Annotated in this window: 25 protein-coding genes and 1 tRNA gene; 18 read left to right on the top strand and 8 right to left on the bottom strand. The window is 62.9% G+C overall.

Annotated elements, in window-relative coordinates; translation table 11 throughout:
• Positions 1–18: 18 nt before the first annotated feature.
• The gene (locus tag PVW51_RS00305; protein ID WP_274573163.1) at positions 19–921 is read left to right on the top strand and encodes a LysR family transcriptional regulator; all 903 of its coding nucleotides are present in this window, start codon (positions 19–21) and stop codon (positions 919–921) included.
• On the opposite strand, the gene PVW51_RS00300 is transcribed toward PVW51_RS00305, so the two are convergent.
• Both PVW51_RS00300 and PVW51_RS00295 read right to left on the bottom strand, forming a co-directional pair.
• A complete protein-coding gene (locus PVW51_RS00300) occupies positions 902–2368 on the bottom strand; it encodes a D-alanyl-D-alanine carboxypeptidase family protein (protein WP_274573162.1) in 1467 nt (488 codons plus the stop codon). The genes PVW51_RS00305 and PVW51_RS00300 overlap by 20 nt on opposite strands.
• Before the next feature lie 250 nt (positions 2369–2618).
• Positions 2619–3329 carry an HAD family hydrolase gene (locus tag PVW51_RS00295; protein ID WP_274573161.1) on the bottom strand — a complete coding sequence of 237 codons (711 nt, stop codon included), beginning with the start codon at positions 3327–3329 and terminating at the stop codon, positions 2619–2621.
• 88 nt (positions 3330–3417) lie between these two features.
• On the opposite strand from PVW51_RS00295, the gene clpS reads away from it, so the two are divergent.
• Genes clpS through PVW51_RS00280 form a run of 3 tightly spaced genes read left to right on the top strand, consistent with a single transcriptional unit; the run spans position 3418 to position 5575 of the window.
• Positions 3418–3759, top strand: a complete 342-nt coding sequence (clpS, locus tag PVW51_RS00290) for an ATP-dependent Clp protease adapter ClpS (RefSeq protein WP_067294983.1) — start codon at positions 3418–3420, stop codon at positions 3757–3759.
• Between the two features lie 3 nt (positions 3760–3762).
• Positions 3763–4752, top strand: a complete 990-nt coding sequence (locus PVW51_RS00285) for a class I SAM-dependent methyltransferase (RefSeq protein WP_274573160.1) — start codon at positions 3763–3765, stop codon at positions 4750–4752.
• 22 nt (positions 4753–4774) lie between these two features.
• Positions 4775–5575, top strand: coding sequence for an SDR family NAD(P)-dependent oxidoreductase (locus PVW51_RS00280; RefSeq protein WP_269364146.1), 801 nt, complete (start codon positions 4775–4777; stop codon positions 5573–5575).
• Between the two features lie 13 nt (positions 5576–5588).
• Here the strand turns inward: PVW51_RS00280 and PVW51_RS00275 are convergent, their stop codons facing one another.
• The 4 genes from PVW51_RS00275 to PVW51_RS00260 form a co-directional block, all read right to left on the bottom strand.
• Entirely contained in the window at positions 5589–5978 is a 390-nt protein-coding gene (locus PVW51_RS00275) for a DUF1304 domain-containing protein (RefSeq protein WP_274573159.1), read from the bottom strand.
• A 157-nt stretch (positions 5979–6135) separates the two neighbouring features.
• The gene (locus tag PVW51_RS00270; protein ID WP_274573158.1) at positions 6136–7071 is read right to left on the bottom strand and encodes a fatty acid desaturase family protein; all 936 of its coding nucleotides are present in this window, start codon (positions 7069–7071) and stop codon (positions 6136–6138) included.
• 123 nt (positions 7072–7194) lie between these two features.
• Entirely contained in the window at positions 7195–7752 is a 558-nt protein-coding gene (locus tag PVW51_RS00265) for a fasciclin domain-containing protein (RefSeq protein ID WP_269364149.1), read from the bottom strand.
• A gap of 95 nt (positions 7753–7847) precedes the next feature.
• Positions 7848–8849 (bottom strand): phosphatase PAP2 family protein, encoded by a 1002-nt coding sequence (locus PVW51_RS00260; RefSeq protein ID WP_274573157.1) that lies wholly within the window; start codon positions 8847–8849, stop codon positions 7848–7850.
• 190 nt (positions 8850–9039) lie between these two features.
• On the opposite strand from PVW51_RS00260, the gene PVW51_RS00255 reads away from it, so the two are divergent.
• From PVW51_RS00255 to PVW51_RS00190, 14 genes are all read left to right on the top strand, one after another.
• Positions 9040–9116 (top strand) — tRNA-Met (locus PVW51_RS00255).
• A 536-nt stretch (positions 9117–9652) separates the two neighbouring features.
• Complete coding sequence (locus PVW51_RS00250) at positions 9653–10684, top strand: TRAP transporter substrate-binding protein (RefSeq protein ID WP_269364152.1); 1032 nt, start codon at positions 9653–9655, stop codon at positions 10682–10684.
• An 81-nt stretch (positions 10685–10765) separates the two neighbouring features.
• Positions 10766–11347 carry a TRAP transporter small permease gene (locus PVW51_RS00245; RefSeq protein WP_269364154.1) on the top strand — a complete coding sequence of 194 codons (582 nt, stop codon included), beginning with the start codon at positions 10766–10768 and terminating at the stop codon, positions 11345–11347.
• 1 nt (position 11348) lies between these two features.
• Positions 11349–12665 (top strand): TRAP transporter large permease, encoded by a 1317-nt coding sequence (locus PVW51_RS00240; RefSeq protein WP_274573156.1) that lies wholly within the window; start codon positions 11349–11351, stop codon positions 12663–12665.
• Positions 12666–12681: 16 nt separating this feature from the next.
• Entirely contained in the window at positions 12682–14499 is a 1818-nt protein-coding gene (locus PVW51_RS00235) for a feruloyl-CoA synthase (protein ID WP_274573155.1), read from the top strand.
• Positions 14500–14572: 73 nt separating this feature from the next.
• Positions 14573–16111, top strand: coding sequence for a benzoate-CoA ligase family protein (locus PVW51_RS00230; RefSeq protein WP_274573154.1), 1539 nt, complete (start codon positions 14573–14575; stop codon positions 16109–16111).
• The gene (locus tag PVW51_RS00225) at positions 16111–16935 is read left to right on the top strand and encodes an alpha/beta fold hydrolase (RefSeq protein WP_274573153.1); all 825 of its coding nucleotides are present in this window, start codon (positions 16111–16113) and stop codon (positions 16933–16935) included. Before PVW51_RS00230 ends, PVW51_RS00225 begins: the two co-directional genes overlap by 1 nt.
• Positions 16928–17377 (top strand): DUF309 domain-containing protein, encoded by a 450-nt coding sequence (locus PVW51_RS00220; protein ID WP_274573152.1) that lies wholly within the window; start codon positions 16928–16930, stop codon positions 17375–17377. The genes PVW51_RS00225 and PVW51_RS00220 overlap by 8 nt, the downstream gene beginning before the upstream one ends.
• 115 nt (positions 17378–17492) lie before the next feature.
• On the top strand, positions 17493–19151 hold the full coding sequence (boxC, locus tag PVW51_RS00215; protein WP_274573150.1) for a 2,3-epoxybenzoyl-CoA dihydrolase: 1659 nt from the start codon (positions 17493–17495) through the stop codon (positions 19149–19151).
• 103 nt (positions 19152–19254) lie between these two features.
• Entirely contained in the window at positions 19255–20706 is a 1452-nt protein-coding gene (gene boxB / locus PVW51_RS00210) for a benzoyl-CoA 2,3-epoxidase subunit BoxB (protein WP_269364163.1), read from the top strand.
• A 118-nt stretch (positions 20707–20824) separates the two neighbouring features.
• Entirely contained in the window at positions 20825–22003 is a 1179-nt protein-coding gene (gene boxA / locus PVW51_RS00205) for a benzoyl-CoA 2,3-epoxidase subunit BoxA (protein WP_274573149.1), read from the top strand.
• Positions 22003–22425: an acyl-CoA thioesterase gene (locus PVW51_RS00200; protein ID WP_114277436.1), complete on the top strand. Its 423-nt coding sequence runs from the start codon at positions 22003–22005 to the stop codon at positions 22423–22425. The genes boxA and PVW51_RS00200 overlap by 1 nt, the downstream gene beginning before the upstream one ends.
• A 77-nt stretch (positions 22426–22502) precedes the next feature.
• The gene (locus PVW51_RS00195; RefSeq protein ID WP_274573148.1) at positions 22503–23390 is read left to right on the top strand and encodes a helix-turn-helix transcriptional regulator; all 888 of its coding nucleotides are present in this window, start codon (positions 22503–22505) and stop codon (positions 23388–23390) included.
• Entirely contained in the window at positions 23387–23899 is a 513-nt protein-coding gene (locus PVW51_RS00190) for a 3-hydroxyacyl-CoA dehydrogenase family protein (protein ID WP_274573147.1), read from the top strand. The genes PVW51_RS00195 and PVW51_RS00190 overlap by 4 nt, the downstream gene beginning before the upstream one ends.
• A 13-nt stretch (positions 23900–23912) precedes the next feature.
• On the opposite strand, the gene PVW51_RS00185 is transcribed toward PVW51_RS00190, so the two are convergent.
• Together PVW51_RS00185 and PVW51_RS00180 are read right to left on the bottom strand one after the other, a co-directional pair.
• Positions 23913–25040, bottom strand: coding sequence for a CaiB/BaiF CoA transferase family protein (locus PVW51_RS00185; RefSeq protein ID WP_274573146.1), 1128 nt, complete (start codon positions 25038–25040; stop codon positions 23913–23915).
• Positions 25041–25078: 38 nt separating this feature from the next.
• A complete protein-coding gene (locus PVW51_RS00180; protein ID WP_274573145.1) occupies positions 25079–26644 on the bottom strand; it encodes a 2-isopropylmalate synthase in 1566 nt (521 codons plus the stop codon).
• Between the last annotated feature and the right edge of the window lie 10 nt (positions 26645–26654).

The following is a 26654-nucleotide window of genomic DNA, read 5'->3' as shown; positions in this document are numbered from 1 at the left end:
TGTAAGTCAGGGTTGCATATGGACTGGAAGCAACTGCCCCCGATGGCCGCGCTGCGGGCCTTTTCCGCCTTTGCCCAAAGCGGCAATGTGCAGGCGGCGGGTGATGCGCTCGGGGTCAGCCATGCGGCGATCAGCCAGCAATTGCGGGTGCTTGAGAAACATCTGGATGTGGCGCTGCTGGATCGGTCGGGCCGGTCGATGCGCCTGACCCCGGCGGGAGACGTGCTGGCCAAGGCGCTGCACGCGGGTTTTGCCGCGATGATCGAGGCGGCGCAGGAAATCACCGGCACCCGGGACGAGCGGCCCCTGCATATCTCCTGCACACCGACCTTTGCCGCCTCCTGGCTGATGCCACGCCTGCCGTCGTTTCGCGCCCAGCATCCGGAGGCGAATCTGCGGCTTGATCCCACGCCGGCGCTTGCGCCGCTCTCGCCGGACGGCATTGACATCGCGATCCGTTACGGCGTCGGCCCTTGGCCGGGGCTGGAAACGGAGCTGCTGCTGGAATCCCCCATGGTGGTGATTGCGGCGCCCTCGCTGGTGGGGGAGGGGCCCTTGCCGCCGATTGATGCCCTGTCAGGCTACCCCTGGCTGGAGGAGGCGAGCACCTCGGAAAGCACCGATTGGCTGCGCCGTTTCGGCAATGGCGCGCTGGCTCCGAAGGCGCTGATGCAGGTCCCGGGCAATCTGCTGCTTGACGGGGCCCGGAACGGGCAGGGGGTGGCGGTGACGGTGCTTTTGTTTGTGGCACGCGACATTGCCGCCGGACGGCTGCGGGAATTGCACCGGACGGAAAGACCCGGATCGGGCTATAACATCGTCACGCGGCCCGGCGTGATGCGGCCCGCGCTGAAGGATTTCGTGCGTTGGATTCGCCGTGAGGCGGCGCAGGATCAGGCGGTCAGCCGGGCCCGATCATGAAGCAGCTGACATTGCGCGCGGCCAGCCTGCGGCAGGCCAGGTCGGCGCTGTCGCGGGTCATGCCGAGAAAATTGGCATCAAACCCCTGTGGGCGCTGCACCACCTTGCGCAGGCTGCCGTCCAGGGTTGCCATTTCTGCCAGTGCGGTCTTGAGCAGCACCTTTTCGGCGGCATAGCGGCTGGGATAGCGGCCCACGTTGACGCCCCATTGGCGTCCGCCCGATGTGGACAGCCGGGTGACCACTTCCTGCTCCACGGGGGCTGCCGCTGCGGCTGCGGGGGCGTCTGAGGCTCTGGGCCGCAGGGTCGGGCGCACGGAAGCCTGCGCCGCAGAAGCGAGGGTGACCACGGCGTCGCTTTCGACGGGTTTCGCCGGTGTCGGGGCCGGAGTCTGCACGGCTTCCTTGAGGGCTGCGGTGATGTCTGCATTTGTCACGACAGGTTCCGCAGAGGCCACCATGACAGGCGCGTCGCTGCCGGGGCGCAATTGCGGCCGCTTGGAGCTTTTGACCGCGCCGACCAGGCGAATCGTCTTGCCGGCACCACCCGGTACGGCACCTGCGCTGTCGTCCTCGACATCGGCGTAAACCGTTTCACGCTGGGGCTTGCGCAGGGGGGCATTCGACGGCGCGCGGCGGAATCCGAGATCCATCAGCTCGGCCACCTTGGCGTTGCGCGATGCCGTGGACTGACCGCCGAAAACGGTCACGATGATACGCTCGTTGCCACGTTCGGCTGAGGCGGTCAGGTTGAAACCCGCCGCCCTTGTATAGCCGGTCTTGATCCCGTCGGCGCCTTTGTACGAGGTCAGGAAGCGCCGGTTGGTGTGGCTGACCTTCTTGACCCCGGCATCGGCCTCGATGCGCGAGAACAGGTTGTAGTATTGCGGGTAATCATACAGCAGGTGCCGCCCCATCAGCGTCATGTCATGGGCGGTGGAGAGATGGCCCGCCTCGGTCAGCCCGTGCATGTTCTTGAATGTCGTCCGCGTCATCCCCAGGGATTTGGCAGTCCGGTTCATCCGGCGGGCGAACTTGGCTTCGGACCCTTCGATTGCCTCGCCGATGGCGGTGGCGGCGTCGTTGGCGGATTTCACCGCGGCGGCGCGGATCAGGTAGCGCAGCGCGATCTTCTGACCCGGACGCAGACCCAGCTTGCTGGGCGGCTCGGACGCGGCATTCTGCGAGACCGTCACTTTGGTATCGAGCGAAATTTCACCACGTTCGATCGCCTCGAAGGCGATATAAAGCGTCATCATCTTGGTCAGGGAAGCAGGGTGCAGCCGGGTATCGGCGTTTTGCGCATGCAGGACCTTTCCAGTCCTGGCGTCGATCACATAAGCAGCATAGGGGGCGGCGATGGCGCTGAGCGGCAGAATGACCAGAAGCCATAGTGCTGCGAGGAAAAATAGCCCGAAACGGGCCGGCTGAATGCGCCGCGCCTTCATTGGAAACCTGCCTTTTACTGCCTCTGGACCGCCGATTTTTCGACTGGCCACAATTTGATTACAGTTAAGGTAACACAGGATCCGATTTCGGGAAAGGCATAACGTACTGGTAAATCAGCGAAAAAAGGGCCGGGTGTCGTCCACATCTAGGGGGAGGAAAATCTGATGCCACAATAGGGGCGATTAAGGCAAGATTGTGGCGGCAGTTTGGCGGTCATGCCATTATTGAATTTGGGGCGCGCCTGACCGGTCAGCCGACTGATTTGCACTGCGCGACCAGCGCCGGCAGATGCGCCAGATTGGGGATCTCCGCGAACCTGGGGTGATCCTGGGGTGCTTTGGCGTGTTCCAGCGCCCAGGTCAGCCCGTGGGGGATCAGAACCCCCCATCCGCCAGCCTCCAGCATCGGCAGAACGTCCGAGGACATGGAGTTGCCTGCCATCAGCCCCTGGTCGGCGCCGGTGCCATGCCGCCGGAAAATCTCGGTATATTCGGCCGGGGTCTTGTGGGACACGATCTCGATGGCGTCGAAATGCTCGCGCAGCCCGGATTGCTCCACCTTGCGCATCTGGTCGAGCAGGTCACCCTTGGTGATCAGAAGCAGCTTGTGATCGGGCCGGAGTGCTTCAAGCGTGTCCTGCACGCCCGGCAGCAGTTCGACCGGGTGGGACAGCATATCGCGCCCGGCATCGAGGATTTCGCCGATCACGGTGGCGGGCACCTTGCCTTGCGTGATCTCGATTGCAGTTTCGATCATCGACAGGGTAAAGCCCTTGATCCCGAATCCGTAGTGCGAAAGGTTGCGCCGTTCCGCCTGCATCAGCCGCGCCATCAGGTCGGGCTTGTCCGCGTGATCGGCCAGCAGATCGGCAAAACGGTCCTGGGTCATGGCAAAAAACTGTTCATTTTGCCAAAGCGTATCGTCCGCATCAAAGCCGATTGTGGTTAATGCAAGTGCCATTTCCAAGCTGCCTCTTTTCTCAATACAGGAACAGGTTATATAGACGCTCATACGACTCACCAACGCACAGCAACCTGTCGGAGCAGCAATGCGCCTTGAAGAACACATGATGGCGGACAAGTCGGACGATGACGGTCAGACCGATCTGCTGACCAAGACCAAGCCCAAGACAAAGCGGCCCCCGCTCTACAAGGTGTTGCTGCTGAATGACGACTTTACCCCGATGGAGTTTGTCGTGCATGTGCTGGAGCGGTTCTTTGGTCTGAACCATGCCCAGGCCTTCGAGATCATGCTGACGGTTCACAAGAAGGGCCTGGCGGTGGTGGGTGTGTTCAGCCACGAGATTGCAGAGACCAAGGTTGCGCAGGTGATGGATTTTGCCCGCAGGCATCAGCATCCGCTGCAATGCACCATGGAAAAAGAAGAATAGCGTGTGATTGACGCACGACTGGATCTGGCGCTGCAAGGCGGGCTCGACCTGCCTGAGCAAGGGCTGATCGCCGTATTTCACCCCAATGCAGAGGCGCGGCTGCCGGGTCTGGATCCTGACCGTTGCCATATCGTGCAGGACTTCAAGCCGCTTTACGACAGTTGGGAGGCGCGCGGTTACAAGGCGATTCACATGATCGGCGACCGCTATGCCGCCGCGATTGTCTGTCTGCCCCGCGCCAAGGCCGAGGCGCGCGCGCTGATCGCCCGGGCCTGCGAGGCCTGCGACGGGATCGTGGTGATCGACGGGCAGAAGACCGATGGCATTGATTCCATTTTTCGCGAGATGAAAAAGCGTGTCACCGTGAATGGTCCGATTTCCAAGGCGCATGGCAAGTTGTTCTGGATCGACCCTGCCGCCAAGGATTTCTTTGCCGACTGGCTGCAACGGCCCGCTCAGACGGCAGAGGGGTTCTGGACAGCGCCGGGCGTGTTCTCTGCCGATGGGGTCGATCTGGCATCGGCGCTTCTGGTTGATGCCTTGCCCGAGAAGCTGGGTGCCGAAGTGGCCGATCTGGGTGCAGGATGGGGGTTTCTGGCGGCCCATGTCCTGACACGGGAGAGCGTCCAGACCGTGCATCTGGTGGAGGCCGGGCACAGCGCGCTGGAATGCGCGCGGCACAACGTGACCGACGAGCGCGCCAAGTTCCATTGGGAAGACGCGACCAAATGGGCACCGCCGCACCGGATGGACACAATCGTGATGAACCCGCCGTTCCATCAGGGCCGCGCCGCCGAGCCGCAGATCGGCCAGGCCTTTGTCGCGGCGGCGTCAAGACTGTTGCAACCCAATGGCAATCTGTGGATGGTTGCCAACCGTCACCTGCCTTATGAGGCCGAGTTGAAGAAGAACTTTGCCCATGTTGATGAACTGGGCGGCGATGCAAGGTTCAAGCTGTTCCATGCAGCCAAACCGACGCGCCAGCGGCGCTGAGCATATCTGAGAAGGGATAGCGATGTCTTTTTCGATTTCCGGCAAGACCGCAATTGTCACCGGCGCGGCCAATGGCATCGGCCTGTCGATTGCGCGGCATCTGGCGAATGCGGGTGCCAATGTGATGTGCGCCGATGCGGATGAAAAGATGCTGATGGATGAACTGGGCGATGAGCAGGAAGAGGGCAACATCCGCACCTTTGCCGGCGACCTGCGCCAGCGCCTGACCATCGCAAACCTGATTTCCGCAACCATAGATGCCTTTGACCAGGTGGATATTCTGGTCAATGCCTCGCGCCAGGTGATGACCACCGACGCGCTGGATGTGGAGGACACCTCTGTCGAAACCCTGCTGGATCAGAACCTGATGACGGCCCTGCACCTGACGCAGGCGGTGTCGCGGCGGATGATCAAACAGGCGGATCCTGAATCCAAGGCGCAGGTCGGTTCGATCATCAACCTCAGCTCTACCGCCTGCAAGCAGACCCGGCCGGAACTGATGGGCTATGCCATCGCCGCCTCTGCGGTACAGCAGATGACCCGCTCGATGGCGCTGTCGCTGGCCCAGCACCGGATCAGGGTCAACGCGATTTCCTTTGGCAGCGTGATGAGCGCCTCGCTGCGCGCCGCCGTGGCCGAAAACCGCGAGTGGCGCGACAACATCCGCAACAACACGCCGCTGGGGCGCATCGCGTCACCGAACGAACTGTGTGAGGCGGTGCAGTTCCTGGCGGCGGAGAGTTCCGGTTTCATGACCGGAGAGATCATGGTGATCGACGGCGGGCGCACCCTGCTGGACGCGGTATCCGCCCCGGCGCATTGATCCGGTCGTCAGGTCACGACCGGGAAGACGGGCCTTGCTTCCTTGAGAGCACGAGCAACGCCAGGGCAATGCTCGCGGGCACGAATTGCGGAAGGCCGGATTTCACCGCAACAGTCACCGCGGCCCCGACCCCTGCAAGGGCAACGAAGGTCAGGAAACAGGCGGCAATTCTGAACTGCCATTTCTCCTCTTTGATGAGCAGAGACCAGACCAGCCCGGCCGCGAGAAAAGCGTTATAGAAGCCCTGGTTGGCGGCCATCTGGATGGTCGGTTCAAAAAGCTCGGGCGGCATCGAGGTAAACACTTTCGGGCCGCGCGACGTCCAGGCGAAGATCTCAAACCAGGCGATATAGAAGTGGAGCGCAGCGATGAGGCCCACGAGAACCAGTGCAATTTTCTTCATCTTCGTAACTCATCTGTTGCGGTGCTTGGGCCCGGGATGGGAAAGCAGGTTGGTTGATTGAGGCCGCTCTATCACAGCCCCAGGTGGAAAGGGAGCCGTTTCAGCGCAGCGCCTGCACGGGCTGACAGCCGACGTTAGCGTCTTGATCCGAGCGGTTCTACCAACCGGCCTCTGCCAGCGCGCGACCATAGTTGGGCGAGATGCGCATGCGGTCCCCGATACCGGCATCGCAAAGCGCGCGGTGCAGGTCGGGCAGGCGCCAGCAGGGGACATGCATGACCATGTGATGTTCCAGGTGGTAATTGACCCAATAGGGCGCGAGCAGCGCACGGGCGATGGGGCCCGCGCGGGTGGTGCGGACGTTGCGCAGCGGGTCCTCCGACTGTTCCGTCGCGCCATGTTCCGCAATGTTGCGGATGCGCAGGACCAGTTGAAACCAGGTAAGATAGGGCAGCAGCCAGAAGGCCAGACCGTACCACCATTGTCCGAGGATGCTCATCAACAGGGCAACGCCCAGAAAGACCAGCAGGGATTTCCACAGGTCCCGCGCCTTGAACGCCAGCGCGGCATCCTCGGTTGCCGCCGCGATTGCGTCGTCGTCCCCGGCCAGCCGGAAGGACATGACAATCTGCCCGACCACCTGCCGAACCCCGGTCTGCCCGGTCAGGTCGCGGATGAACTTGCGCCGCAGGCTGGCGTGGCTTGTCGGGAACTTGGCGGAGAGGACCAGATCGGGGTCCTTTTCGGTCTGGGTATAACGGTGGTGGGTCAGATGATAATGGCGGTAGCTGGAAAGCTCCGCCAGGATCGGACGACCGCAGAGCCATTCGCCCGCGAATTCGTTGATCCTGCGGTTATTGAACAAGGCGTTATGCGCGGCGTCATGCATCAGGATGGCAAGGCCCAGCTGACGCGAGCCGATAAGCACGACCGCCAGCAGGAAGGTCAGCGGATTGGGCCATAGGGCGAAGAGGGCGACAGCGCCAAGGATCACGCCCCAGCAATGGACCACCAGCCAAGCGCCCATGGCGTCGGATCGGCCTGCCAGCCTGTGGATGGCGTCAGCATCCAGATATGCTTTGCCAGGTGTCATGAACCCATGCTGTGCCAGAGGCGTCGGCAGGTCAAGCGTGCAAAATGCCCCGGCATTTCCCACGGCAAAACCCCCGGGGTTTGCACCCCGGGGGTCAGGTATTCAGCCGGTCAGTGCGGTGGCTTACTGCTTGGGCAGCATCACGCCGTCAATCACGTGGATCACGCCGTTCGACTGGTTCACATCCGCGATGGTCACGAAGGCACCGTTCTGGTTTTCATCGGTGATCAGCACACGGCCATCGTCAGCGATTGACGCGGTCAGCATGCAGCCGCCGACGGTGGGGACCATATGCTTGCCGCCATCTGCCGCGATCATGCCGGTCAGCGCTTCGGCTGTGACCTTGCCGGCAACAACGTGGCAGGTCAGTGTTTTTGTCAGCAGATCACGGTTGGCCGGTTCCAGCAAAGTGGTGACGGCACCGTCTTCAAGGCGTTCGAAGCCTTCGTTGGTGGGGGCAAAGACGGTAAAGGGGCCTTCGCCCGCCAGCGTCTCAACCAGGCCAGCCGCCTTGACCGCAGCAACAAGCGTTGTGTGATCCGCCGAATTCACGGCGTTTTCGACGATGTTCTTGTCGGCGAACATTTCCGCACCACCAACCATGGGATTTTCTGCAGCAAAAGCGGCGGTTGTCCCCAGGGCAATGGCAGAAGCGGCAAGTGTCATTTTCAGCGTATTCATTTTGTCTCCCAACATTAAAATCTGTGTCGTATGGGGGATCAACGAACGCCTAATGGCATTAGTTTCAAAAGTTTGGAAAGTTTTGAAATATTCCGTCAGAAAGTAGCGCCCGGGTCCGGCCGGGCTGATTTTTCTGGCACCATCAGGCGGGCAAAGCCATAGGCGAGGGCAAAGGTGAGCAGCCCGCCGAGGACATCGCTGAAGTGGTGGCCGCCATGTGACAGGATCGCGGGGAGCATCGCGATATTGATCAGCAGCATCGGCCAGAAGATCACTGTCCCGGCAACAAAGCAGACCGCAAGACAGGCCATAACCGTGTGGTAGGACGGAAAGGCGATGGTTCCCATGATGATCTGTGGCGTGATCACAGCATTGCCGTTCTGCGCCATGTCGCGCAGCCGGGCACCTGCCTCCTGTCCGTGGATCAGCCCAAGGGCGCGTTCTGTTTCTGCCGGAAGCGTGACATAGGCCGAAGGGCCAAGGCTGGGCCAGAGCCACCAGAAGGCGACGGCCAGCAGCAGCGAAACCGTGCCGGTGATCAACACCCGGTAGAGCGCGACGGACCGGCCGAGGTAGCCCAGCATGAAGATCACCGCGAAAAGCTGCATCAGCGAACTGCCATAGACCCAGCCGATTGCACGGCCGATCACGGGATAGGCGGCAATGGCAGTGGTGAACCCCTGCCAATCGTACCCGAAGATCTGCGCATCCAGCCGCATCAGATCCGCGTCCAGCAGGGGCACCGTGATCGGAAAGCGCAGATAGATCAGGATCGTGATCACCCCGGAAAAGCCGATGTAGATGCCGGTGGCGATGGCGCAGACCGCGGCGCGGGGCATGTTTTTTGCGCTGCGGACATAGGCCCCCAACAGGATCAGCCCGGCGCTGGGGGCAAAGCTGATCAGAAAGGCGTTCCAGGCAACGGCCTGGGCAAAGAGGACCGACAGAATCAGCGCAACGGCTCCGGTGGCGGCGATCAGCGCGATCAGGAACAGTTCCGGCCCTGCAAACCAGCGGCGCGGGTCGAGGGCGGCCAGCCCCGCCAGGGGGGCAAGGGGCCGGGCGGCGACGTAATCGGGGCTCATGTCGGTCGGCATCGGGCGCGGTTCACCTGCTTTTGGTCATCTCAGCAGGTGGGATAGGGGCAGTATCGGGCCAGATTGGGGCAGCGCCGGGGCAATTGAATGAGCTTTGTACCGGCCCGGCGCGCTGCGGCCCGGTTCGGGACAAAACAAGTTGGTTTTATGCTTGACGGGCGCGGTGGGCTGGCATAGTCCACGCGCTCATGGCGTTATAGCTCAGTTGGTTAGAGCGAACGACTCATAATCGTTAGGTCGGTGGTTCGAGTCCACCTAACGCCACCATATCCCCCTTTGTGCAGGCCGCCATAGTGCGGCAGTCACGGGGTTTGACCCGGCGCGGTGGATTTTCTGAAATCCCGTCAGCGGGTGCTGCCATGCGATACTGGCCCGAGGGGCAAACATTTCTGATCCGGATCGGACGTTGGCCGTGCCATGGTTGCCTTCGCGGAACTTGCCGTCCCGTTGCTGCTTGGTCTGGCCAACTTCCCGCCCGACCTCCCGCCCGGAGGGCGATTTTGCACCCTTTGCCAAGCCATGACCGGCCCGCGGATTGAGACGTTCTTCTCCGCGTCAAAGCTCTGATCGCCCTCCAGGTCGGGCGTTGCCTTCCGGCGCCTGTTTCCCCCGATCCAGGGCAGCCTGTCAGGAACTATAATGCCTAAATCGCCGCGCAATTGGCGATTTTGCTGAATTGGCCGACTTGGAGCCAAGCCTTTGTTGACGCCGATACGCTGGTATTGTCTGATCCAGTAGCATTCACAAAAGGCCATCGTCCGGTGATAAGGGCGAGGTCGGGAATCTTAATGGGAGAAGACCACATGATGTTTCGCAGAACGCTTCTGGGGGCAGCAGGTGCCGCACTGGCAACCGCGCTCACAGCAACCACCGCCATGGCGCAGGATGTCACCCTGCGCATGCACCAGTTCCTGCCGCCGCAGGCCAACGTGCCCAAGCTGGTTCTCGATGTCTGGGCCGACAAGGTCGAAGAGGACAGCGCAGGCCGCATCAAGGTCGAGCGTTATCCGTCGATGCAACTGGGCGGCACCCCGCCCGAGCTGATGGACCAGGCCATCGACGGGGTTGCAGACATTGTCTGGACCGTGGTCGGCTATACGCCCGGCCGCTATCCGTCGACCGAAGTCTTTGAACTGCCCTTCATGGTCGACGATGCGCGCGCGGCATCCTCTGCCTATTGGCAGATGTTCGAAAAGCACATGAAGGACGGCGAATTCAAGGATGTGCACATCCTGGGCACATGGGTCCACGGCCCCGGTCTGATCCATGCCAACAAGGAAGTGCGCACACCCGCCGACATGGAAGGCATGAAGATCCGCGGCGGCTCGCGTCTGGTGAACCGTCTGCTGGAAATCACCGGTGCGACACCGGTCGGCATGCCGGTTCCGGCGATCCCCGAAGGTCTGTCCAAGGGTGTCATCGACGGCACCACGATCCCCTGGGAAGTCACCGCAGCACTGAAGGTGCCGGAGCTGGTCAAGAACCACACCGAATTCGACGGTGCGCTTTACACGCTGACCTTCGTGCTGGCGATGAACAAGGACCGCTATGAAAGCCTGCCCGATGACCTGAAAAAGGTGATCGACGACAACTCCGGTCTGGAGTTCTCTATCTTCGCGGGCGGCACCCAGGCGGATGCCGATGGCCCCGCCCGTCAGCTTGCCGTTGATCTGGGCAATAACATCGTTACGCTGAACGATGCGGAGACCCAGGTCTGGCGCGATGCGGCCCAGCCGATCTACGAGGAATGGGTTGCGGACATGCAGGACAAGGGCATCGACGGTCAGGCTCTGATCGACGAGGCGAAGTCGCTGATGGACGCCTACCAGCAGTAAAACGCCCGGCGTTTGACCGACCCGCAGCCTGCATGCTGCGGGTCGGTTTTTTGGCACTATTTTACCGAAAGGTTGTCGAGGATGCGCAATATTGTCCACGCCCTTGCACGCGTTACGGCGCTTTTGGGGGGCTTCGTTCTCTTGGCGCTGATTCTGCTGACCACGCTGTCGATCATCGGACGCTCGGTGAACAAGTTCCTGCATGCGGATTTCTTCGACAGGATGCTGACCGGGGTTTCGCAGTTTCTGCTCGATCTCGGGATCGGAGAGATCAACGGCAGCTATGAACTGCTGGAAGCCGGGGTTGCCTTTGCGATTTTTTCCTTTTTGCCGATCTGCCAGCTGCACGGTTCACATGCCACCGTAGACATTTTCACCGCGGCCCTGCCGGATGCCTTCAACCGCTGGCTGGCCGCGATCTGGGAGATCGTGCTGACAGCGGTCGTGATCCTGCTGATCTGGCGGCTTTTCGGCGGGTTGGAACGCTACTTCGGCAATGGCGAGACAACGCTGTTCCTGCAATTCCCGGTCTGGTGGGCCTATGCCTGCAGTTTTGCCGCCGGGGTGGTCGCCTGTATCGTGGCGGTCTATTGCGCCGCCCTGCGCCTGGCGGGGGCGCTTACCGGACGCGACCTGCTGCCAAACCAAGCGGAAGGGCACTGACATGAGCGGTCTTGAGCTGGGCTTCTGGTCCTTTCCCGTTCTGCTGATCATGGTCTTTCTGCGCGCGCCCATCGGGCTTGCCATGATGCTCTGCGGTTTCGGCGGCTGGTATTTCTTCATGGGCGGCAATCCGACACCGCTTTTGGCCAAGCTGAAGTCCGAAACCTACACGACCTTTTCCAGCTATTCGCTGAGCATCATCCCGATGTTCCTGCTGATGGGTCAGTTTGCCACCCTGTCGGGCATGTCGAGCGCGCTGTTCAAGGCGGCGGAATCCTTCCTCGGTCACCGCCGGGGCGGGGTCGCCATGGCGGCGGTCGGGGCCTGTGCAGGCTTTGGCGCGATCTGCGGCTCTTCCCTGGCCACGGCGGCGACCATGTCCAAGGTCGCCCTGCCGGAGCTGCGGCGCTACGGCTATTCGGGTGGTTTCTCCACCGCGACGCTTGCGGCGGGCGGGACGCTGGGCATCCTGATCCCGCCCTCGGTGATCCTGGTGATCTATGCGATCCTGACCGAACAGAACATTGCCAAGCTGTTCCTGGCAGCCTTCGTTCCCGGCATCCTTGCCGCCATCGGCTATATCATCACCATCTCGATCTATGTGCGCCTGAACCCCAGGGCGGCAGGCACGCGCCCCGCTGTTCCCATGGCCGAAAGATTCCGGGCGCTGGCCGATACCTGGCCGGTGCTGGTGATCTTCTTCATCGTGGTCGGCGGCATCTACCTGGGCTGGTTCACCCCGACCGAAGGCTCTGCCATCGGCGCTGCAGGGACCGGGCTGGTCGCGCTGCTGTCGGGCAGCCTGAACTGGGCGGTACTGCGCGACAGCCTGCTAGGCACGGCAAAGACCACCGCGATGATCTTTTTCATCGTGCTGGGAGCAGGGTTCTACAACGGGTTCCTGGCCCTGTCCGGCGTGCCCGAGTTCATGGCCGACTGGGTGGTGAACCAGGGCTTCAGCCCGCTTCTGGTGCTCTGCATCATCCTGCTGTTCTACCTGATCTTCGGCTGCCTGATGGACAGCCTGTCGATGATCCTGCTGACCGTACCGATCTTTTTCCCGGTTGTCTCTGCCATGGATTTCGGGATGAGCCCGGAACATGTGGCGATCTGGTTCGGCATCCTGGTGCTGATCGTGGTGGAGGTGGGGCTGATCACGCCGCCGGTGGGGATGAACCTGTTCATCATCAACACGATGGACCGCGAAACCCCGATGACGGAAACCTACAAGGCGGTGATGTATTTTGTCGGCTCCGACATCCTGCGTGTCATCATCCTCGTTGCCTTCCCCGGCATCACCCTTTTCCTGTTGTCCTAGGGGAGGTCCCCTTGCCATGACATCGCATCTGAACCTGAAACCGCATGATGTCACCTTGCAGGAGCGGGCGGATGGCAGTTTCCTGATGCGGTCGAACCTGCCGCTGGGGCCGGTGGCGCGGCGGACCGGTGACTGGCTGGATCATTGGGCGGCAAAAACACCCGATGCGGTGTTCCTTGCGGAACGTCAGGGGCAGGGCTGGCGCGAGGTGACCTATGCGCAGGCGCTGACCTGCGTCCGCGCCATCGCCAGTCATCTGGTGAAGCGCGACCTGGGCCCGGGCAGGCCGGTCATGATCCTGTCCGGCAATGGTGTGGATCACGGGTTGCTGACACTGGCGGCGCAATACGTGGGCATCCCCACGATCCCGGTGGCTGAACAATACAGCCTGATCCCGGCGGCCCACCCGCGCCTGTCCCATGCGGCGACGCTGGCACGGCCCGGTCTGGTCTTTGCCGCCGACGCCACGCAATACGCGGCGGCGCTTGCGCTGGACGACTTTGCCGGGGTCGAGGCGCTTTCCGCTGCGCCAGGCGACAGCGGGGCCACGGACCTTGCCGATCTGCTGGTGCCTTCAGGGGCCGACATCACCGCCGCCGCCGCAGCGGTGCGGCAGGATACGCTGGCCAAGATCCTGCTGACCTCCGGGTCCACCTCGGCGCCGAAGGGCGTGTTGACCACACATGGGATGCTGACCACCAACCAGGCACAGATCGCGGCCTGCCTGCCGTTCCTGTCGACCCGCGCGCCGCGGATCGTGGACTGGCTGCCATGGAACCATACCTTTGGCGGCTCCTATAATTTCAACCTCATGCTTGCCAATGGCGGCAGTCTTTATGTGGATGATGGCAAGCCCGCGCCGGGGCTGTTCGACCGCACGGTCGAAAACCTCGGGCTGATCCCGGGCACGCTCAGCTTCAACGTGCCGGTAGGTTTTGCGCAGCTGGTGCGCGCCCTGGAGCAGGACGCGGCCCTGCGCGATACCTATTTTGCCGATCTCGACATGATCTTTTATGCCGGGGCCTCGCTGCCGCAGGACACCTGGGCGGCGCTGGAGCGTCTGGCGCTGGCGGCGGGTGGGAAGCTGCCGCTGATCACCACCTCCTGGGGCCTGACCGAAACCGCGCCCGGCTGCCTGATCAGCCATGAGCCGGCGAAAGGTGCCGGTATCGTTGGGGTCCCGATGCCCGGGATCGAGGTCAAGCTGGTGCCGGATGCCGATATGCGCTGCGACGTGCGTGTCCGCGGCGGCAGCATCACCCGCGGCTATCTGGACAACCCTGAAAAGACGGACGAAGCCTTTGACGACGAGGGGTTCTTTATCACCGGCGATGCAATGCGGCTGGTGGACCCTTCGGATGCGAACCGGGGCCTGCGGTTTGACGGTCGCCTGTCGGAAGATTTCAAACTGACATCCGGCACCTGGGTGCGCGCGGCGAACCTGCGGCTTGATCTGCTGTCGGCCCTTGCCCCCTTTGCGCAGGATGTCGTGATTGCCGGCGAGGGGCGTGACGACGTGCGCGCCATGATCCTGCCGAACCGTGCCGCAATCGCAGCAAAGGGCTGGGAGGTTACCGAAACGGCAGGCGTGCTCAAATGCGCCGCATTGGAGGCCGAACTCGCACAGCGCCTGACCGCGCTTGCCACCACTGCGGCGGGCAGTGCCGGGCGGGTCTGTGCCGCCATCGTCCTGGCAGAACCCGCGTCGATGGCGGAGGGGGAGGCAACGGCGAAAGGCAACCTGAACTTCCCCCGCTTTTTGTCCCGCAGGGCCGCGCTGGTGGCGCGTCTGTTTGGCCCGGAAACCCCGGATGTGATCCGTATTTTGCACTAAAGTGCAATTCTTCTCCGCATAGCTTGCGGCTGCGGCACTCAAGTGCACACTGCCTCTACCGTGGGAGGAAGAGATGCAGTCAATACAAGCGAATGCCGTCACCTATTTCGTGGACCGCCATATCGACGAGGGGCGGGGGGAGAAGATTGCCTATACCGAGGCTGAAACCGGGCGCAACCTGAGCTATGCGCAGATGGCGGCAGGGGTGGCCAAGGTCGCCGGGGCCCTGACCCATGCGGGCATCCGCCCCGAGGAACGCGCGGCGATGCTGGTGCTGGACCAGATCGAATTCCCGCAGATTTTCTGGGGCGCGATCAAGGCGGGAGTGGTGCCTGTCCCCCTCAACACCCTGCTGGCGACCCCTGTCTATGACGCGATCCTGCGCGATTCGCGCGCCGCAATCCTTTTCGTCTCGGCCCCCCTGTGGGAGGTGGTGGCCCCCGCCATCGCCGATAACCCCTGGTTGCGCCAGGTGGTGGTGATCGGCGATGCGCCCGAAGGCACCCAGGATTTTGCCGCTTTCACGGCAGATGCGCCACCGCAGGATACCCTGCCGGTCAGCAGCGACGAGGTTGCGTTCTGGCTTTATTCCTCAGGCTCCACCGGTCAGCCAAAGGGCGTGGCCCATGTCCATTCCGCCTTGCGTGCCACCGCCGACACCTATGGCGCCGAAGTGCTGGGCATCCGCGAGGATGACGTGGTGCTCTCGGCGGCCAAGTTCTTTTTCGCCTATGGGCTGGGCAACGCCATGACCTTTCCGCTGTCGGTGGGGGCCAGCACGATCCTTTACACCGGCAGGCCGACACCCCCCGGCATGCTGGAGACGATCGGGACCCACAAACCCACGATCTTTTGCGGGGTGCCGACCCTCTATGCGGCAATGGTTGCCCAGATGAACCGCGACGGCGCGCCAAAGGCCCCGCTGCGGGTCTGCATCTCGGCGGGCGAGGCGCTGCCGGAGGATGTTGGCATCCGCTGGGAAAAGCACACCGGGGTCGGCATTCTGGATGGGGTCGGCTCCACCGAGATGCTGCATATCTTCCTGTCCAACGCACCGGGCGACATCGTTTATGGCACCTCGGGCCGCGCGGTGCCGGGCTATGCCCTGCGGCTGGTCGACGAGAATGGCGAGGAGGTCGCGGCGGGCGGCATCGGCGAATTGCTGGTCAACGGCGCTTCGGCGGCCAATGGATACTGGAACCAGCGCGACAAGTCGCGCAGCACCTTCGAGGGGGTCTGGACCCGGACTGGCGACAAATACGAGAAACGCGCCGACGGGCGGCTGGTCTATTGCGGGCGCACCGATGACATGTTCAAGGTCTCGGGCATCTGGCTGTCCCCCTTCGAGGTTGAGGGCGCGCTGATCAGCCACCCGGCGGTGCTGGAGGCCGCGGTGGTGGCCAAACGCGACGCGGAAGGGCTGGAGAAACCGCAGGCCTTTGTTGTCTTGCAGGCGGGGGAAGACCCGGATGCGCTCCGCGAGGTGCTGAAGGACCATGTGAAAGAGAAAATCGGAAAGTGGAAATATCCGCGCTGGATCGAGGTGGTCGAAGAGCTACCTAAAACAGCGACGGGCAAGATCCAGCGTTTCAAGCTGAGAGAGGACTGTTGATGGCAATTGAATGGAGCGAGAAACCGGCTGACCGGATCACACTGGGGGGCTCTGCGCTGGAATACGGCTGCTGGGGCCCCGCGCCGGATCAGGCACCAACGCTGGTCATGCTGCATGAAGGTCTAGGTTCCATCGCGCAATGGCGCGACCTGCCCGCCCGTCTCGCGGCGGCAACGGGATTTGGTGTGCTGGCCTATGCGCGGGCGGGCTATGGCGGGTCCGACCCCGCGACGCTGCCGCGCCCGCTGAACTACATGTCGCTGGAAGCGGAGAATGTGCTGGGCCCGCTGCTGGATGCCGCCGGGATTGCCCAGGCGGTGCTGCTGGGCCATTCGGACGGTGCTACCATTGCCGCCATCTATGGCGGCTCCGTCTCCGACATGCGGGTGCGGGGGCTGGTGCTGATCGCGCCGCATTTCTTTGCCGAGGCCGAGGGGCTGACAGCCATCCGCGCGGCGGGCAAGGCATACCGCGAGGGCACCCTGCGCAATCGTCTGTCAAAGTATCACCGCGATGTGGATTCCGCCTTCAACGGCTGGCACGACGCCTGGACGGACCCGGCTTTCGAGAGCTGGAATGTGGCCGATTGCATCGACCACCTGCGCATTCCCGTGCTGGCGATCCAGGGCCGGGAGGACCCTTACGGCACCCTTGCCCAGATCAGCGAGATCGAAGCGCGCATCTATTCCCCGCTGGAGACGCTGATCCTGGAGGGGTGTGGCCACGCGCCGCATCTTGAGTATCCCGAGCAGACAGAGGCGGCAATCGTCGAATTCTGCGCAAGGCTGCACCGGCTGGAGCGGGAAGAGGTCCGTATTGCCTGACGCGCCGGATGGTCCCGAACTGCCACCGCACGTCTATGTCCCCGGCGTGACGCGCCGCCACCCGGAAGGGTGGTTCGACAGGATAAAGGCCAGCGTGACCGATGAGGTCGCGGTCACCGACCTGCACCACACGGCGGCCTGGCAGGCGGGTCGGGCCTATTTCGATGCGGGCTATTACTGGGAGTGTCACGAGGTGCTGGAGGCGGTCTGGATGCGCACGCCGGAAGGGTCGCAGGAGCGCGACATGACCCAGGCGCTGATCCAGCTGGCCAATGCGCGTCTCAAGATCACCATGCAACGGCCCCGCGCGGCCTGGCGGCTGTGCAACATGGTGGAGGGGCATCTGGCCCGCTGCGATGCAACAGCCAGGATTCTGGGGCTGGAGGTCGCAGAGGTCCGGCATTGGGTGGTGCAGACGCGAAAGACGCTGGAAACCACGTAGATATGCATAATACTGCAAAAACTGCGGCGAATTCTGGCAAGTTCACTGGTTTACCCGCAAGGGGATGGAATTATAATACACCAACAGGTCCAGGCAGGCTGTGAAAGGATTACCCATGACCAAGATCATCGACTTTCAGACGGACCCGTCGAAATACCGGCACTGGAAAGTGACCTATGACGGCCCGGTGGCCCATCTGTTCATGGATGTGGATGAAAAGGGCGGGCTTTTCGACGGCTATGAGCTGAAGCTGAACAGCTACGATCTGGGCGTGGACATCGAACTGGCCGATGTGGTGCAGCGGATGCGGTTCGAACACCCGGAGGTCAAGGTGGTGGTGATGCAATCGGCCAAGGACAAGGTGTTCTGTGCCGGGGCCAACATCCGCATGCTGGGCGGTGCCGCGCACAGCCACAAGGTCAACTTCTGCAAATTCACCAATGAGACGCGCAACACCTATGAGGCGGCGCTGGCCGACAGCGGGCAGAACTACATCTGCGCGGTGAAAGGGGCCTGCGCGGGCGGCGGCTATGAACTGGCGCTGGCCTGCAACCACATCATGCTGACCGATGACAGCACGTCATCGGTTGCCCTGCCCGAAGTCCCGCTGCTGGCGGTACTGCCCGGCACCGGCGGGTTGACCCGTGTGACCGACAAGCGCAAGGTGCGCCGGGATCTTGCGGATGTCTTCTGCTCCATCGAGGAAGGGGTGAAGGGCAAGCGCGCGGTCGAATGGCGTCTGGTGGACGAGGTCTTTCCGAACTCCAGGTTCGACGAGGCGGTGCGGGAACGCGCCCGCGAACTGGCGGCCGCTTCCGACAAGGCGGATGTGGCCGAGGGCATCACGCTGACCCCGATCAGCCGCAGCTTTGCCGAGGATGGCGTCACCTATTCCACCGTCGAGGTCGCCCTGAACCGCAAGGGCGCGCGCGCCACGATAACCATCAAGGGCCCGGATGCGGATGCGCCTGCCGATATGGCGGCTTTTGCCGCCGAGGGGGCGGAAACCTGGCTGCTGCGTTGCGCGCGTGAGCTGGACGATGCGATCCTGCATCTGCGCAACAATGAAAAGGAACTGGGCCTGATCGAATTCCAGACCCAGGGAGACCCCGAAAAGGTCATGGCCCATGAGGCGCTGCTGCTGGGCAACAAGGATCACTGGCTGGCCAACGAGGTGCTGCAATACTGGAAACGCGTGCTCAAGCGGATCGACATGACCTCGCGGTCGCTGGTGGCGATCGTGGAACATGGGTCCTGCTTTGCCGGGCCGCTGGCCGAACTGCTCTGGGCGGTGGACCGCAGCTATATGATGCTTGAGGAATTCGACGGCGACAATCGCCACATGGCAGCCATCACCCTGTCCGAAGGCAATTTCGGCACTTACCCGATGGGCAATGACCTGACGCGGCTGCAAACGCGGTTCCTGGGCACGCCGGAGCAGGTGGAAAGCCTGCGGCGTTCCATCGGCGCGGCGCTGGAAGCCGATGCCGCAGAGGAGCTGGGGCTGGTCACCTATGCCTATGACGACATCGACTGGGAGGACGAGGTGCGCCTGTTCATGGAAGAACGCGCCTCCTTCAGCCCCGATGCGATGACGGGGATGGAGGCGAACCTGCGCTTTGCCGGGCCGGAGACGATGGAAACCCGCATCTTTGGCCGGCTGACGGCCTGGCAGAACTGGATTTTCCAGCGCCCCAACGCGGTGGGCAAGGAAGGCGCGCTGCAACGCTATGGCACCGGCCAGCGCGGCGAATATGACATGGAACGTGTGTGAGATATTGGTGCGCATGAATGCGCACCCTACGCCGGATACGGCGACCAACGGATGTAACCAACCGTAGGGTGCGCATTCATGCGCACCGATCTGGAGGAATAAGATGCTCGACCTGATCAACGTAAGCTATGACACCCAAATCCCCAACAATGTGGGCCTGAGCGAGGACAAGAAGGTTCTCAAGGCGCTGGAAAAATGGCACCCCGGCTATATCAACTGGTGGAACGACCTGATCCCGCAGAACTTTCAGGAATCCATGGTCTACCTGCGCACCGCCGTCAGCGTGGACCCGAAAGGCTGGGCCAAGTTCGACTATGTCAAGATGCCCGAATACCGCTGGGGCGTGTTGCTGGCCCCCGCCGTCGAGGACCGCAAGATCCCCATGGGCGAACATTACGGCGAACCGGCCTGGCAGGAAGTGCCCGGCGAATACCGCAACATGCTCAAGCGCCTGATCGTGATCCAGGGCGATACCGAACCGGGTTCGGTCGAACAGCAGCGCTTCCTCGGCCTGACAGCGCCTTCGCTTTACGACATGCGCAACCTGTTCCAGGTCAACGTGGAAGAGGGCCGTCACCTCTGGGCGATGGTCTATCTGCTGCAGAAATACTTTGGCCGCGATGGCCGCGAAGAGGCGGATGACCTGCTGGTCCGCTCCTCCGGCTCCGATGACAGCCCGCGGATGCTGGGGGCCTTCAACGAGGAAACGCCGGATTGGCTGTCCTTCTTCATGTTCACCTATTTCACCGACCGTGACGGCAAGATGCAGCTGGAAAGCCTCGCGCAATCGGGGTTCGACCCGCTGTCGCGCACCTGCCGCTTCATGCTGACCGAGGAAGCGCACCACATGTTCGTGGGCGAAACCGGCGTGGGCCGCACCATTCAGGCGACGCTGGAGGCGATGGCGAAACATGGCATCACCGACCCCACCGACATCAACAAGATCCGCGATCTGGGCGTCATCGACCTGCCCACGATCCAGAAAAAGCTGAACCTGCATTACACCCTGTCGCTGGACCTGTTCGGGCAGGAGGTGTCGACCAATGCCGCCAATGCCTTCAACTCCGGCATCAAGGGGCGGTATATGGAGCAGCGGATCGACGACGATCACAAGCTGACCGGCGACACCTATCCCGTGACCTCCATCAAGGACGGCAAGATCGTGACCGAAGACGCCCCGGCGCTGACCGCCATCAACATGCGCCTGCGCGACGATTATGTGCGCGATGCGGCCGGCGGCGTGGGCCGCTGGAACAAGCAGATCCAGAAGGCCGGGGTGGATTTCGAACTGAAGCTGCCGCATGAGGGCTTTCACCGCCAGATCGGCGTGTTCAGCACCGTGGCCGTGGACCCCGATGGCCAGATCATCTCGGCCGAGGAATGGCACAAGCGCCGCGATGAATGGTTGCCGACCAAGGCAGACGGTGATTTCATCCAGTCGCTGATGGTGCCTTGCTACGAGCCGGGCAAATACGCCTCCTGGATCGCCGCACCCAAGGTCGGGATCGACAACAAGCCGGGCGACTTCGAATATGTGAAGTTGCACATGGCCTGATCGGCAGGGTGGGTTTCAAACCCAGCTTGCGGCAAGATCGAAAGGTGCGTGCCGGTCATGCACCTTTCGCACAGGAAGGACATGCCGCCCGACCAGCGGGCCGGAGGGGAGAGCGCATATGAACAAACCGGTCAAGCAACACCTGATCGATCCGGAAATCTGCATCCGCTGCTATACCTGCGAAATGACCTGCCCGATCAACGCGATCGAGCATGACGACAACAACGTCGTGGTCAACGCCGACATCTGCAACTTCTGCATGGATTGCATCCCGGTCTGTCCCACCGGCTCCATCGACGAATGGCGGGTGGTGCAGACCCCCTATACATTGGAACAACAGTTCGAATTCGACGAGCTGCCCGAGCAGGAAGACATCGAAGCCGCCCCCGCCAGCGATGACGAGGAACCGGTCGATCCGATTGCCGCCCTGCTGGCAGAGGCGCACAAGGGCGCGGGTGGCAAGGCCAAGGCCCCGCTGAGTGCGGGCAAGCCCACGGTCAACATGTACACGCTGGGCAAACCGGCACGGATGAAAGTGCAGGGCAATTACCCGCTGACCCGCGACCCCGACCATGACGTGCGCCACATCATCCTGGACCCCGGCGCGCTGCCCTTTCCGGTGCTGGAGGGGCAATCGGTCGGCATCATTCCCCCCGGCACGGATGCAGAGGGCAAGCCGCATCTGCCCCGGCTTTATTCCATCTCCTCGCCCCGCGACGGCGAGCGGGCGGGCTATCACAACATCTCGCTCACGGTGAAGCGCGAGGACAAGGGCCTTGCCTCCAACTACCTCTGCGATCTGGAGCAGGGTGCGGAAGTCGAGGTTACCGGCCCCTTTGGTGCCACCTTCCTGATGCCCTCCACGGCGGAATCGCATCTGCTGCTGATCTGCACCGGCACCGGCTCCGCCCCGATGCGTGCCTTTACCATGCAGCGCCAGCGCAGTGGTGCGACGGGGGGCATGACCATGTTCTTCGGCGCGCGCACGCCAGACAGCCTGCCCTATTTCGGCCCGCTCAAGAAGGTGCCGGAAACCCTGTTGAAGCAACACCTTGTGTTCTCGCGCCAGCCGGATCAGGACAAGGAATATGTGCAGGACCGCATCCTGGCCGAGCAGGACAGGGTGGCGGAACTGCTTGAGGATGACCGCACGCATATCTACATCTGCGGGTTGCGCGGCATGGAGGAAGGGGTCGAACTGGCCCTGACCTCCATCGCGGAAAGCCTGGGCCAGCAATGGACCGCCCTGCGCGATGCCATGCGTGAGGATGGGCGTTACCACGTGGAGACCTATTGATGGCCGATCCCTTTATCCACCCTGTCAACGTCACCTGGGGTGACTGTGACCCGGCGCGCATCGCCTATACCGCCCGTCTGCCCTATTTCGCGCTGGATGCGATCAACGCCTGGTGGGAGGCGCATCTGGGCGGTGACGGCTGGTTCCAGATGGAGATCGACCGCAATGTCGGCACGCCCTTCGTCAGCCTGGCGATGGAGTTCCGCAGCCCGGTCACCCCGCGCCATACGCTGATGTGCGACACTTTCCCGACCCGGCTGGGTGACAAATCCATCAGTTTTGCGGTGAACGGATCCCAGGACGGCAAGCTGTGTTTCGAGGGGCGGTTCACCTGTGTATTCACCATCGCGGACCAGTTCAGAAGCCAGCCGGTGCCACCGGACCTTCGGGCCATCGTTGAGCCGCATATTCGTGCGAAATAATGCAGAATGCCCTGGCTGATCCCTTGCCGGGGTGATCGACTTGCGGAATAATGCATTAATGTCTCTGATTGCGCCCCATGGCTGATACGCAGGATGCCCCGGACCCCGGTGCCGCGCTGATCGCGCGCATGGCCGAACGGGTCGCCGCCGCCCGCAAGAAGCGGGGCCTGCCGCGCCGGGTGCTGTCGGACCTGTCGGGTGTCTCGCCCCGCTACCTCGCACAGCTTGAATCGGGCGAGGGCAACATCTCCATTCTGCTGCTGTCGCGCGTCGCGGCGGCGCTTGATCTCAAGGTCGAGGCGCTTTTGGCGGATGAAATCCCGATGGACCACGACGCACAGCGCTTTGCGACCCTCTACCGCAATGCCCCGGCCGAGGTGCAGCACAAGGTCAGCGCCCTGCTGGCCCCGCGCGACCCCGGGCTGATGCGCGCCGGGCGGATCAGTCTGATCGGGTTGCGCGGCGCGGGCAAATCCACCCTTGGCCGCCTTGCAGGCGAGGCGTTGAAGATCCCCTTTGTCGAATTGAACGAGGATATCGAGAACGCGGTCGACATGCCATTGGCAGAGGTCATGGCGTTTTACGGTGAGGACGGATACCGCCGGTTGGAGGCGGAGGCGCTGGACCGCATTTCAACCGTGCACGACCGCGTCATTCTGGCTGTCGCGGGCGGCATCGTCGCGCAGAAAAACACCTATGACCGGCTGCGCGAACGGTTCCACACCGTCTGGATACGCACCAGCCCGCCCGAGCACATGCAGCGCGTGCGCGCCCAGGGCGATGTGCGCCCGATGCAGGGCAATCCCGCAGCGATGGCGCACCTCAAGGAATTGTTGACGGCGCGCAGCCCGCTTTACGATCTGGCCGAGGCGCAGGTGAATACATCGAACCGGACCATCAGTTCCTCGCTGAACGATCTGCTCACCACCATTGCCAGGCACAATTTCCTCGATCCGGTGACATGAGCCAGGCGGCGCTGACCGCAGGGCTTCAGGATGTGTTCTGGCGGCGCGGCGAGGCGCTGCTGTTTCAGCATACAAACCCCTGGGAACTGGACGAAGCGCTGACCGCCTGGGGTTATGATATGGGTCCCTGCGAAGCGCAGGATCTGCTGGGACTGGACAGGGTGCTGGCGCGCGGCCAGGACCGCGAGGTGCCGATCCTGCCGCGCATGGTGGCAGAGGGGCGCATGGGCAAGCAGGGCGGCGTGGGCTATTACCGCTATCCCGGTGGCGGCGGTGCCGTGGTCGACCCGCTGATTGAGGATCTGATCCTAGAAGAAGCCTGGTTTGCCAGGGTCACACGATCCGAATTGAGCGATGCGGCCCTTGTCGCGGAGATGCATGCGGCGCTGCTGGCGGCGTGCCGCATGCTGCTGGCGCAGGGGGTGACGCGCGCGGCCCTTGCCATGGCGCTGACAAAGGGGCTGCATCTGCCACAGGGCCGTGCCTCTGAACTGTCGGACCTTGCCTGACGGCGGTGCCGGTTCAGGTCAGGACAGCTGCGTTGCGCAACCGGGCAATGGCGGCATCATCATAGCCGAGTTCGCGCAGGGTCGCCTCAGTATCAGATCCCGGGGCCGGGGGGCTTTGCAGATCGTCTGGCGTGCTGCGCGAGAACCGGGGCGCCGGGGCGGCCTGGGTGACCCCGGCCACTTCGGTAAAGGTGCCGCGCGCCGCCATCTGCGGATGTTCGGGGGCTTCGGACCAGGTCAGGACGGGGGTTGCACAGGCGTCGGTGCCGTCGAAAATGGCAGCCCATTCATCGCGGGTCTTGCGCCTGAAGACCTCGGCATAGGCCGCGCGCCTTTCGGGCCAGGTGACGCTGTCCATCTGGCTGGCCATATGATCCTGCGGCAGGCCGGCAAGGCGCACCAGTTCCGCAAAGAACTGAGGTTCCAGCGGCCCGACCGCAAGGAATTTTCCATCTGCACATTCATAGGTCCGGTAAAAGGGCGCTCCGCCATCCAGCAGGTTGGCCTCGCGCATTTCGGACCATTGGCCGCGCGCGATAAAGGCATGTACCAGCGCCATCATCGCGGATGCGCCATCGACCATCGCGGCGTCAATCACCTGACCCTTGCCGGATGTCTGCCGCTCAAAAAGGGCGGCCATGATGCCAAACAACAGGAACATCGTGCCGCCGCCGTAATCGGCCCCGATGTTGAGCGGCGGCATCGGGGTGCCGTCCGCAGCACCGGTGGCCTGCAGAAATCCGGTAAGCCCCAGATAGTTGATGTCATGCCCGGCCGTCTGCGCCAGCGGCCCGTCCTGGCCCCAGCCTGTCATCCGGCCAAAGACTAGGCCTGGGTGCTGCGCCAGGCACTCCGCCGGTCCCAGCCCCATCCGCTCCATCACGCCGGGGCGGAACCCTTCGATCAGCACGTCGGCGCGCGCGATCATGGACATCGCCACGGCGCGCCCCTCGTCTGATTTGAGGTTCAGCGCGACAGAGCGTTTGCCGCGGTTGTTGATGTCGGTCGGATCGGCCGGGCCGGATTTTCGGGTGATCAACGTGACCTCCGCCCCGAGGTCAGCCAGCAGCTGGCCCGCCAGCGGGGCGGGGCCAAGCCCTTGCATCTCCACGACCTTCAACCCTTTGAGTGGTCCGCTCATCCTGTCCTCCGGCCGGGTGGATACCTTGTGATCCGCGCTCAGGACACGTCCTTGTAGCTGACCTCGCGCTTGTCGGTGCCGCCCTTTTCGCGGCGCACCAGCAGGCGGTTCAGCGCGTGGATATAGGCGCGGGTGGAGGCGACAACCGTGTCGGTATCCGCCGACTGGCCGGTCACGATCCGCCCGTCCTCTTCGATCCGGACAGAGACCGTGGCCTGCGCATCGGTGCCTTCGGTGACCGCATGCACCTGGTAAAGCTGCAGCCGCGCCTCATGCGGCACCAGCGCCTTGACGCAGTTGAAGGCCGCATCGACCGGACCATCGCCGGTCTGTTCGGTGGTCTGTTCGGCACCGTCCACGTTCAGCGTCATCCGCGCCTGGTTCGGCCCTTCGGTCCCGCAGACCACATGCATCGACACCAGCGTGACGCGGTCTTCCTCGGGGTCGGTGGCGGTGCGCATCAGCGCAATCAGGTCGTCCTCGTAGATTTCCTTTTTCCGGTCGGCCAGTTCCTTGAACCGCACAAAGACATCCTTGAGCTGGTTGTCGCCCAGCTCGTATCCGAGGTCTTCGAGCTTGGAGCGCAGGGCCGCCCGGCCCGAATGTTTGCCCATGACGATATTGGTCTCGGTCAGGCCAACGTCTTCGGGGCGCATGATCTCGAAGGTCTCGGCGTTCTTGAGCATGCCGTCCTGGTGGATGCCGGATTCATGGGCAAAGGCGTTCTTGCCGACGATCGCCTTGTTGAACTGCACGGCAAAGCCGCTGACAGATGCGACCCGGCGCGAGATGTTCATGATCTTGGTCGAGTCGATCCCGGTCTGGAAGGGCATGATGTCGTTGCGCACGCGCAGGGCCATCACGACTTCTTCCAATGCGGTATTGCCCGCCCGTTCACCCAATCCGTTGATCGTGCATTCGACCTGACGCGCGCCCGCCTCGACCGCGGCAAGGCTGTTGGCCGTCGCCATGCCAAGGTCGTTGTGGCAATGGGTGGCAAAGACGATCTCGTCCGCGCCGGGAACATTCTCAAGCAGTTTGCGGATCAGATCGGCGCTTTCGCGCGGCGCGGTGTAGCCCACCGTATCGGGGATGTTGATCGTTGTCGCCCCGGCCTTGATCGCGATCTCGACCACCCGGTAGAGGTAATCAAGCTCGGTCCGGGTGGCATCCATCGGGGACCATTGCACGTTGTCGCAGAGGTTGCGGGCATGGGTGACCGTGTCGTGGATGCGCTCTGCCATTTCGTCCATGGTCAGGTTCGGGATCGCCCGGTGCAGGGGCGAGGTGCCGATGAAAGTGTGGATGCGCGGCTGGCGCGCATGTTTCACCGCCTCCCAGCAGCGGTCGATGTCGGGCAGCTGCGCGCGGGCAAGGCCGCAGATCACCGCGTTCTGCGACTGGCGCGCGATTTCGGAAACGGCGGCAAAGTCGCCTTCCGAAGCGATGGGAAACCCGGCCTCGATGATATCGACACCCATTTCGTCCAGAAGGCTGGCGATTTCCAGCTTTTCGGCGTGGGTCATGGTGGCGCCGGGGCTTTGTTCGCCATCGCGCAAGGTTGTGTCAAAGATCAAGACGCGGTCTTGGGATTGGGTATTCATGTCGGGTTCT

The sequence above is a fragment of the Sulfitobacter sp. PR48 genome, assembly GCF_028807335.1.
Taxonomy (GTDB): Bacteria; Pseudomonadota; Alphaproteobacteria; order Rhodobacterales; family Rhodobacteraceae; genus Sulfitobacter.
The sequence above is the reverse complement of the archived record's forward strand: the minus strand, read 5'-3'. Positions and strand labels throughout refer to the sequence as shown.